The organism is Paracoccus panacisoli, from assembly GCF_042435015.1.
GTDB lineage: Bacteria > Pseudomonadota > Alphaproteobacteria > Rhodobacterales > Rhodobacteraceae > Paracoccus > Paracoccus panacisoli.
The window spans coordinates 21,903-31,457 of sequence record NZ_JBHMQU010000052.1 but is presented as its reverse complement, the minus strand read 5'-3'; the positions used below and the strand labels follow the sequence as shown (position 1 = coordinate 31,457).

8 protein-coding genes are annotated in these 9,555 nt (G+C 71.4%); 3 read left to right on the top strand and 5 right to left on the bottom strand.

What is annotated here, in order from left to right; genetic code table 11:
* The 3 genes from ACFHYO_RS11500 to ACFHYO_RS11490 all read left to right on the top strand — a co-directional run.
* On the top strand, positions 1–331 hold a 331-nt coding region (locus ACFHYO_RS11500), incomplete at its 5' end, for a PfkB family carbohydrate kinase (RefSeq protein ID WP_394320550.1).
* 72 nt (positions 332–403) lie between these two features.
* Entirely contained in the window at positions 404–1,312 is a 909-nt protein-coding gene (locus tag ACFHYO_RS11495) for a pseudouridine-5'-phosphate glycosidase (RefSeq protein ID WP_394320548.1), read from the top strand.
* Between the two features lie 70 nt (positions 1,313–1,382).
* Positions 1,383–2,096 (top strand): DUF502 domain-containing protein, encoded by a 714-nt coding sequence (locus ACFHYO_RS11490; protein WP_394320546.1) that lies wholly within the window; start codon positions 1,383–1,385, stop codon positions 2,094–2,096.
* On the opposite strand, the gene ACFHYO_RS11485 is transcribed toward ACFHYO_RS11490, so the two are convergent.
* The 5 genes from ACFHYO_RS11485 to ACFHYO_RS11465 all read right to left on the bottom strand — a co-directional run bounded on the left by ACFHYO_RS11485 (position 2,087) and on the right by ACFHYO_RS11465 (position 9,539).
* Positions 2,087–3,136, bottom strand: a complete 1,050-nt coding sequence (locus tag ACFHYO_RS11485; RefSeq protein ID WP_168782361.1) for a patatin-like phospholipase family protein — start codon at positions 3,134–3,136, stop codon at positions 2,087–2,089. The genes ACFHYO_RS11490 and ACFHYO_RS11485 overlap by 10 nt on opposite strands.
* Positions 3,137–3,301: 165 nt before the next feature.
* The gene (gene prfB / locus ACFHYO_RS11480) at positions 3,302–4,429 is read right to left on the bottom strand and encodes a peptide chain release factor 2 (protein ID WP_036733791.1); all 1,128 of its coding nucleotides are present in this window, start codon (positions 4,427–4,429) and stop codon (positions 3,302–3,304) included.
* 121 nt (positions 4,430–4,550) lie between these two features.
* Positions 4,551–7,079 carry a penicillin-binding protein 1A gene (locus tag ACFHYO_RS11475; protein WP_394320543.1) on the bottom strand — a complete coding sequence of 843 codons (2,529 nt, stop codon included), beginning with the start codon at positions 7,077–7,079 and terminating at the stop codon, positions 4,551–4,553.
* A gap of 94 nt (positions 7,080–7,173) precedes the next feature.
* Positions 7,174–8,400, bottom strand: a complete 1,227-nt coding sequence (locus tag ACFHYO_RS11470) for an N-acetylmuramoyl-L-alanine amidase family protein (protein WP_394320541.1) — start codon at positions 8,398–8,400, stop codon at positions 7,174–7,176.
* The gene (locus ACFHYO_RS11465) at positions 8,397–9,539 is read right to left on the bottom strand and encodes a pyridoxal phosphate-dependent aminotransferase (RefSeq protein WP_394320539.1); all 1,143 of its coding nucleotides are present in this window, start codon (positions 9,537–9,539) and stop codon (positions 8,397–8,399) included. Before ACFHYO_RS11465 ends, ACFHYO_RS11470 begins: the two co-directional genes overlap by 4 nt.
* Positions 9,540–9,555: the final 16 nt, after the last annotated feature.

Below are 9,555 nucleotides of genomic sequence, written 5' to 3'. Positions count from 1 at the left end.
CGCCGCCACGCGGCTGCACCAGATCGGGGCGATCAACGCGGTGGTGCCCGCCGGTGGCGCGCTCGCCGCGGCCGAGGCTGCCGCGGCGGTCGTCGCCCGCGGGGCGGCCCGCGTCCTCGTCACCGACGGCGCGCGCCCCGCCGCCTGCGCGGCCCGCGGGGCGGCCGAAGTGCTGACCCGCCAGCCGCCGCCCGTCACCATCGCCCGCGTCACCGGCGCAGGCGACTGCTTCCTCGCCGCCCATCTTCTGGCCGAAGAGCAGGGTGCCGACCGCGCCGAAGCGCTCGACGCCGCCATCGCCGCCGCCGCCGCCCATGTCGCGGGACACTGATCTTCTCTTCTGGCCCAAATATCCCGGGGTCCGGGGCAGCGCCCCGGTCCGATCTCGCAGAAAGGACCGCCGATGACCGACCTGCCGCTTAGCTTCGCCCCCGAGGTCGCCGCCGCGCGTGACGCGGGCCGCCCGATCGTGGCGCTCGAATCGACCATCATCACCCACGGGATGCCCTACCCCCAGAACCTCGAGATGGCCCGCGCGGTCGAGGCCGCGGTGCGCGAGGCCGGTGCCGTCCCCGCCACCATCGCGCTGATGGGCGGGCGCATCCACGTCGGCCTGACCGACGCCGCGCTTCAGGAACTCGCGCAGGCGACCGGCGTGATGAAGGTCAGCCGCGCCGATCTGGCCGTCTGCCTGACCACCGGGCGCACCGGCGCCACGACCGTCGCCGCGACGATGATCTGCGCGGCGCTCGCCGGCATCCGCGTCTTCGCCACCGGCGGGATCGGCGGGGTGCACCGGGGGGTGGAGCGCACCATGGACGTCTCGGCCGACCTGACCGAGCTGGCCGCGACCCCGGTCACCGTGGTCTCGGCGGGCGCCAAGGCGATCCTCGACATCCCCCGCACCGTCGAGATGCTCGAGACGCTGGGCGTCCCCGTCATCGCCGTGGGCCAGGACGCCATCCCTGCCTTCTGGTCGCGCGATTCGGGCCTGCCGGCGCCCTTGCGGCTGGACGACCCGGCCGAGATCGCCGCGGCCGCCCGGATGCGCCGCGCCCTCGGGATTCCCGGCGGGCAGCTGGTGGTGAACCCGATCCCGGCCGAGGCCGAGATCCCCCGCGCCGAGATGATCCCGGTGGTCGATGCCGCGCTGGCCGAGGCCGAGGCGCAGGGGATCGCGGCCAAGGCGGTGACGCCGTTCCTGCTCGACCGGATCTTCGCGCTGACCGAAGGGCGCTCGCTTCAGGCCAACATCGCGCTGGTGCTGTCGAACGCACGGCTCGCGGCACGGATCGCGGCGGCGGGGGCCTGACCCCAACGCCAACGCGGCCCCTCGACCATCGCCCCTTGACCCGGCGGCCCTGCCGCACGAGCGTCGCGCCATGCGCCACCCCGACGACCTGCCCCCGCTGTCCCCGACCCCGCAGCCCGTGCGCAGGCCCGGCCCCTTCGCCTCGCTGCGCGGATCATTCCTCGCCGGCCTCGCGGTGATGCTGCCGATCGCGCTGACGATCTGGCTCTTCTGGACCTTGACCGGCTGGATCGACGGCTGGGTGATGCCGGTCATCCCGGCCCGCTGGCACCCCGACCGCTGGCTCGGGATCAACCCGCGCGGCGTCGGCGTCATCATCTTCCTGATCTTCACCGTGATCGTCGGCTGGGTCGCCAAGGGCTACATCGGCCGCCGCCTGCTGCGCGCGGGCGAGCGCCTGCTGGACCGCGTGCCGATCGTCCGCTCGGTCTACGGCGGGCTCAAGCAGATCAGCGAGACGCTGCTCAGCCAGGGCGACAGCAAGTTCGACCGCGCCTGCCTGATCGAATATCCGCGCAAGGGCCTTTGGGGGGTGGGCTTCGTCGCCGGTCCCGCCAAGGGCGAGTCGGACGGTATGGCCCCGCCGGGATCGCGGATGATGGCGGTGTTCCTGCCGACGACGCCGAACCCGACCTCGGGCTTCCTGATCTACGTGCCGGAAACCGACGTGATTTACTTGGAGATGTCGGTCGAGGATGCGGCCAAGCTGATCATCTCGGGCGGGCTCGTCTATCCGCCGCCCCGCCCGGCGCTCGCTGCACCGGCCCCCGCCGTTCAGCCGTAGAGCCGCGGCAGATCGACCGAATCGGCCTTGCCGATGTTCTGCGCATCCCCGTCGAGGAACGCCTGCGCGGCATCCCGCCCCGCCGCCTTCATCTGCGCGAGAAGCCCGGGGCGCGGCATGACCTTGGTCCGCGTCCCGAGCGAGGTCATCAGGTTGTCGTCCGAGATCATATGGATCAGCGGCTCCTTCATCCCGCGGCCCGACAGGCGCCCCTCGCGCTCGAGCCGCTTCATGAACTGGATGGCGCGCAATTCGCGCAGCAGGCTCGAGTTGAAGCTGATCTCGTTGATCCGGTCCTGGATCTCGACCGGCGTGCGCGGCACCGCCTCGCGCACCATCGGGTTGATCGTGACGATCACGATGTCGGCCGGCAGGCGCCGGTCGAACAGCGGAAACAGCGCCGGGTTGCCCGAATAGCCGCCGTCCCAATAGGCCTCGCGCTGGCCGGTCGCCGGGTCGTCGATCTCGACGGCGCGGAACAGCGTCGGCAGGCAGCCCGAGGCCATCACCGCCTCGGGCGAGACCTCGTCGCCCGAGAAGATGCGGACCCGGCCGGTGCGGACATTGGTGGCGGTCACGAAGAACTCGGGCGCGGTGGCGTGGTGACCGTCCAGCGGATGCGGCATCTCGCGGATGATCGCCGACAGCGGATTGGTGTAGAACGGCCCGGAATCGTAGGGGCTGAAGATGCGCGAGAACCCCTCGAGCCAGGCCACGGGCGACACCATCTCGGCCCAGCGCTGCATCCCGCGCGGCATCGGCACCATGCTGGTCATCCAGCGCACCATGCGGTTGTCGCTGACCTGCCCGACCTGCGACCAGACGTAATCGAGGTTCTCGCGCGCCGCCTCGCGCCCTTCGCGCCCCGGAATGGCCGACAGCGCCGCCGTCACCGCCGCCCCGTTCAGCGCCCCGGCCGAGGTGCCGCTGATCCCGGCGATGTCGATCTCGTCCCCCTCAAGCAGCCGGTCGAGCACGCCCCAGGCAAAGGCCCCGTGCGCGCCGCCGCCCTGCAGGGCCAGGTTGATCTTCTTCGCCATCGTCCGCTCCGCTCATCCATGCTGCACTGCAGCAATAGCACGGAACGTCGCCGGCGAAAAATGGTTGCCCGCCGCGACGCCACGGCCCGGGGCGCCACGATAGGCATTCTTTCTTGCAGAAATATCCCCGCCGGAGGCTCCAGCGGTCCCGGCCCGCGCCGCGGCTCAGTCGTCGGCGTTGGCCTCGGCCCGGCTCTTGCCCGAGACGTCCATCGCCAGCGTCGCGGCCATGAACCCGTCCAGATCGCCGTCGAGCACCCCTTGCGTGTCCGAGGTCTCGTAGCTCGTGCGCAGGTCCTTCACCATCTGGTAGGGCTGCAGCACGTAGCTGCGGATCTGGTTGCCCCAGCCGGCGTCGCCCTTGTTCTCGTGCGCCGCGTTGATCGCCGCGTTCCGCTTGTCGAGTTCGAGCTGATAGAGCCGCGCCTTGAGCGCGTTCATCGCCGCCTCGCGGTTCTGGTGCTGCGACTTCATCGAGCTGGTCACGACGATGTTGGTCGGCAGGTGGGTGATCCGCACCGCCGAGTCGGTGGTGTTGACGTGCTGCCCGCCGGCGCCGGACGAGCGATAGGTGTCGATGCGGATCTCATTGTCGGGGATCACGATCTCGATGTTGTCATCGACCACCGGATAGACCCAGACCGAGGAAAACGACGTGTGCCGCCGCGCCGCGCTGTCGTAGGGCGAGATGCGGACCAGCCGGTGCACGCCCGATTCCGACTTGAGCCAGCCATAGGCGTTCGGCCCGCTGATCTTGTAGGCGGCCGAGCGGATGCCGGCCTCGTCGCCCGCGGTCTCGGACTGCAGCTCGACCTTGTAGCCCTTCTTCTCGGCCCAGCGGGTGTACATCCGCGCCAGCATCGCCGCCCAGTCGCAGCTTTCGGTGCCGCCGGCGCCGGCGTTGATCTCGAGGAAGGTGTCGTTGCCGTCCGCCTCGCCGTCGAGCAGCGCCTCAAGCTCCTTGCTGGCCGCCAGCTCGGCGAGGCCCTTGAGCGTCGCCTCGGCGTCCGAGACGATCTCGGCGTCGCCCTCGGCCTCGCCCAGCTCGATCAGCTCGACCGAGTCCTTCAAGTCCTGGTCGATGCGCCGGTAGGTCTCGACCTTGTCCGACAGCACCTGCCGGTCGCGCATGAGCTTCTGCGCGCGGGACGGGTCGGACCACAGGTCGCCGTCCTCGATCATGGCGTTCATCTCTTCCAGCCGGTGCGGCGCGGTCTCCCAGTCCATGCGCTGCGCGAGCAGGCCCAGCGACTTGCGGATGGATTCGACGGTGGCTTGGGTCTCGGCACGCATGGGGCGGTCCCTCGGGCAGGGTCGGGGCTTGGGAATGAAAGCGGCAGATAGCGCCTTGGGCGCGGACAGACAAGGCGGGGGGGGGGCGTGGCGCCCTGCCCCCGCGCCAGATCACGCGGCGCTAGTACAGGCCGCCCGAACTCATCGTGTTGTAGTCGGCCTTCTTCGGGATGACCTTCTTCTTGCCGGTCGAGGTCGTCACCGACTTCGCCGCGCGCTCGGTCACGTCGGTGCTTTTCTTGAAGCCCGGCCACTGGTCGGCGGGCACCCTCTGGAAGCCGCCGTCGACGACGCGCTGGCCGCTGGCGGCGTTCGTCCCGTTGCGGAAATACTCCGAGATCACGCCCTTGCCGTAGGACACGTCGGCGAAATACCCGCCGGGCGGCACCCGGAACCTGGTCCCGCCGTACTGCTTGACCGCCTGCCGCATGAAGGCGTTGAACACCGGCACGCAGAGCGTCCCGCCGAAGGCGTTGGACCCCAGGCTGCGCGGCTCGTCATAGCCCAGATAGCAGCCCGCGACCATGTTCGAGGTGAAGCCCACGAACCACACGTCCTTGGCGTCGTTGGTGGTGCCGGTCTTGCCGGCCACCGGCACCGGCAGCTTGACGCCCTTGCCCGAGCCGCGCTTGACCACGCCCTCCAGCATCGAGGTGAGCTGATAGGCGGTGATCGCGTCCATCACCCGCTCGCGGTCCGAGACGATCACCGGCGCCTCGCCCGCGGGCAGCGCGCCCATGGCGCAGGTCGTGCAGACCCGCTTGTCGTGGCGATAGACGGTGCGGCCGTTGCGGTCCTGCACCCGGTCCACGAGCGTCGGCTCCACCCGCTCGCCGCCGTTGGCGAACATCGCGTAGGCGGCGACCATCTTGAACAGCGTCGTCTCTTGCGCGCCAAGGCTGTTGGCGAGGAACGGCGACAGCTTGTCATAGACCCCGAACCGCTCGGCGTAGCGGGCAACGGTGTTCATCCCGATGTCCTGGGCGATGCGGATCGTCATCAGGTTGCGCGACTGCTCGATCCCGGTCCGCAGGGGCGTCGGGCCGTAGAACCCGCCGCCCGCGTTCTTCGGCGTCCACAGGCCCTGCGGCGTGTTCACCGTGATCGGCTCGTCCGCGACGATCGTGGCGGGGGTGTAGCCGTTGTCCAGCGCCGCGGCATAGACGAAGGGCTTGAACGCCGAGCCGGGCTGGCGCTGCGCCTGCGTCGCGCGGTTGAAGACCGACGACTGGTAGCTGAACCCGCCCTGCATCGCGTAGACGCGGCCGGTGTTCACGTCCATCGCCATGAACCCGCCCTCGATCGCCGGCACCTGGCGCAGCGTCCAGCGGATGAACTTGCCCGAGCCGTCCTCGGTCATCCGCCGCACTAGCACCACGTCGCCGACCTCGAGCAGGTCCGCGGCCACCCTCGCCTGCGGCGCCCGCTTCGACCCCGGCATGAGCTTGCGGGCCCATTGCACGTCGCGGGCCGGGATCACCTGCGGCTCGGCCTCGGAGGGCGGGATGCCCTCGATGCCGATCTGGGCGTCGGACTTGCCGAGCGACAGCACCACCGCCGGATACCAGCCGTCGATATCGCGCGGCACCTTGGCCTTGGCCAGCGCTGTGCGCCACTGCGGCTCGGACCCCAGCTCGGCCGGGTCGATCCTCTGCCCGGTCCCGCGCCACAGGCCGATGCCGCGGTCATAGCGCTCGAGCGCGTCCTGCAGCGCCTTGGCGGCGATCTTCTGCAACTGCGGCTCGACCGTGGCCCGGATCGACAGGCCGCCCGAGAAGAACTCCTCCTCGCCGAACTGCGCCGAGAGCTGGCGGCGGATCTCGTCGGTGAAATAGTCGCGCGGCGGCAGGCTGTTGCGGAACGCCGGGAAGTCGCCGTTCTGGACCGAGCGCAAGGGCAGCGCCGCCTCGGACTTAAAGGCGGCCTGGGTCAGATAGCCGTTCTCCCACATCTGCCGCAGGACATAGTTGCGCCGCTCGGTCAGGCGGTCCTTGTCGCGCACGACCGAGCGCGAGGGCGCCTGCGGCATCGCGGCCAGCAGCGCCGCCTCGTGCGGGGCCAGCTCGCCCAGGGGCTTGTTGAAATAGGTCTGCGCCGCGGCGCCGACCCCGTAGCTGTTCTGGCCGAGGAAGATCTCGTTCAGGTACAGCTCGAGGATCTGGTCCTTGCTGAGCGTCCGGGTCAGACGCGCGGCGATGATCAGCTCCTTGATCTTGCGCTCGGCGGTGCGGTCGGCGCTGAGAAAGAAGTTCTTGGCCACCTGCTGCGGGATGGTCGAGGCGCCGCGCACGCTTTCCCCGCGCGAGCGGACCAGCTCGACCGCCGCGGCGGCCATGCCGCGCGGGTCATAGCCGGGGTGGGTGTAGAAGTTCTTGTCCTCGGCCGAGATGAACGCGTCCTTGACCACCGGCGGGATCTCGGCGACCGGGACGAAGATGCGGCGTTCCTCGGCGAATTCGTCGATCAGCTTGCCCTCGCCGGAATAGATCCGGCTGATCGTCTTGGGGCTGTAGCGGCTGAGCTCGTCGGTCGAGGGCAGGTCGCGGGCATAGAGCCAGAAGATGCCGCCGAGACCCAGCGCCAGGAACACCGTCGCGGTCACGAACCACGAAAACACGGCGCCGATGAAGTTCAGGACGAAACGGATCAAAAGAGGGCCCACCCAGCCAATCGGGGCGCACCTATAGCGGCCCACCCCCCCGGGGTCAAAGCAAGCTTGCGTCAGGCCGCAGCCCGGTCAGCGGTCAGCCGCCGGGTTCGGGGGGTGCCGCGTCCGGCGCCTCGGCGCGGTCGGGCGCGGGCTTGCCCGCCATGTCCGCGGCCCAGGCCTCGACGCCCGAGGCGATGGCGCCCGCGACCCGCGCCCGCCAGTCGGGGTCGAACAGGTTGGCGCGGTCGCCCGGATCGGTCAGGAACCCCATCTCGAGCAGCAGCGACGGGATGTCGGGCGACTTGAGGACCGAGAACGCCGCCCCCCGCACCGGCACCCGGTGCATCGTCACCCCGGCCGCGTTCATCCGCGCAACGAGGTGGCGGGCGGCATCCTGGCTGCGCGGCTGGGTGTCGAGCCGGGCCAGGTCCATGAGCGCCCGGCTGACATCCTCGCCCGCGTCCGACAGGTCCAGCCCGGCCAGCAGGTCGCTGCGGTCGTGCAGCATCGCGAGTTGGCGCGCGGCGCGGTCATTCGACTGGGCGTCCCAGGTGTAGATCGTGGCCCCCGCCGCCTCGCCCGCGGGCAGCGCGTCGGCGTGCAGCGACAGGAACAGGTCGGCGCCTTGCGCGCGGGCAATGCTGGTGCGTCGCTCGAGCGGCACGAAGCTGTCGTCGCCGCGGGTCAGCGCCACCGCAATGCCCCGCGCCTCAAGCGCCGCGGCGAGTTCGCGCGCGAACCCCAGCATCACCGCGGCCTCGGAGATGCCGCCCACCTGCGCGCCGGGGTCGATGCCGCCGTGGCCGGGGTCGAGCACCACCTTGAGCCGCCCGTCCCCGACCGGCGCGGGCGCCGTCGCGGGCGCGGGCAGGCCGCGCAGCACGGTCAGCGTGTCGCGGCGCGGGGCGAAGGCCTCGGGCGCGACGGGCGCGAGGCGCAGGACCAGCGACGCCGGCGGCCCCCCGCGCATTGCCGCACTTTCCACCTGCATGGGCCCCGGCAGGGTCATCACCGCCCGCGCGCCGCCCTGCGGGGCCGCGCCCCAGCGAAGCGCCTGCGGCAAGGGCGCGTCCGTCGCCGCGGGCGGCTCGGCCGACGGCAGATCGACGACCAGCCGCGGCGGCCCGTCGATCACCGCGACCCGGACCGGCACCGCGCGGCTCAGCCCCAGCACGAGGGTCAGCGGGCGCGGCGCGCCGGTGTCGCGGCCCTCGGCGGTCAGGCTGCTGCGGGCGGGATCGAACGCCACGGGCGCATCGGCCCGCGCCAGCCCCGGCAGCAGCAGCGCCAGCGCCACCATGAGCGCCGCCCATCGCCTCATCGCGCCGCCATCCATGCGCCCAGCCGCTCGAGCCCCAGCGCGATCTCGTCGGTTGCCCCGGCATAGGAGAAGCGCAGCGTCTGCCGCCCCCGCACCGGGTCGAAGTCGATCCCCGGCGTGACCGCCACCCCGGCCGTCTCGAGGATCTCGGCCGCGAGCGCGGCGCTGTCGTCGGTCAGGGCCGAGACGTCGGCGTAGAGATAGAAGGCCCCGTCCGGCGGCGCGATGCGGTCGAAGCCGATCGCCGGCAGCCGGTCGAGCAGCAGCCGCCGGTTCTCGGCATAGACGGCAAGGTTCGCCTGCGCCTCGGCCTCGCCCTCGGGCGAAAGCGCGGCCAGCGCCGCCACCTGGCTCACGTGCGGCGGGCAGATGAACATGTTCGCAGCCAGCCGGTCCATGGTGCGGACCAGATCGGGCGGCACGACCATCCAGCCGATCCGCCAGCCGGTCATGCTGAAGAACTTCGAGAAGCTGTTGATCACCACCACGTCGTCGGTGACCTCGAGCGCGCTGACGCAGCGCGCCCCGTAGCTCAGCCCGTGGTAGATCTCGTCCGAGATCAGCGCCGCGCCGATCTCGGACGCGCGCGCGGCCAGCGCCGCCAGCGCCGCGTGGTCGAGCATCGTCCCCGAGGGGTTGCCGGGCGAGGCGAGCATCACCCCCTGCACGTCCGCCGGAATGTCATCGGGCACCGGCTGATAGCGGTTCTCGAAGCGGGTCGGCATCCCCACCGGCTCGACCGACATGGCGCGCAGGATCTGGCGGTAGCTCGGATAGCCCGGCTCGCCCACCGCCACCCGGTCGCCCGCCTCGAAGAGCGCCGCGAAGGCCAGCAGGAACGCGCCCGAGGAGCCCGCGGTGATCACCACCCGGCCGGGGTCCAGCTCGACCCCGTACCAGCGCCGGTAGAGCCCGGCGATCGCCTCGCGCAGCGCCGGCAGGCCCAACGCGACGGTGTAGCCGAGCGGCTGGTCCAGCGCCGCCGCCAGTGTCCGGCGGGCCACCGCGGGGGCGGGGGTGGCGGGCTGGCCGACCTCCATGTGGACGATGCGGCGGCCAGCGGCCTCGGCGCGGCGCGCGGCCTCCATCACGTCCATGACGATGAACGGGTCCACCTGGCCGCGTCGTGACTGTCTCATCTGCTGCCCCCTCGGC

Coding starts and splice junctions, on each gene's coding strand:
- ACFHYO_RS11485 (WP_168782361.1), bottom strand. CDS start 3,136: ATGGCGAAGAAGATCAACCTGGCCCTGCAGGGCGGCGGCGCGCACGGG.
- ACFHYO_RS11465 (WP_394320539.1), bottom strand. CDS start 9,539: ATGAGACAGTCACGACGCGGCCAGGTGGACCCGTTCATCGTCATGGAC.
- ACFHYO_RS11495 (WP_394320548.1), top strand. CDS start 404: ATGACCGACCTGCCGCTTAGCTTCGCCCCCGAGGTCGCCGCCGCGCGT.
- ACFHYO_RS11470 (WP_394320541.1), bottom strand. CDS start 8,400: ATGAGGCGATGGGCGGCGCTCATGGTGGCGCTGGCGCTGCTGCTGCCG.
- prfB (WP_036733791.1), bottom strand. CDS start 4,429: ATGCGTGCCGAGACCCAAGCCACCGTCGAATCCATCCGCAAGTCGCTG.
- ACFHYO_RS11490 (WP_394320546.1), top strand. CDS start 1,383: ATGCGCCACCCCGACGACCTGCCCCCGCTGTCCCCGACCCCGCAGCCC.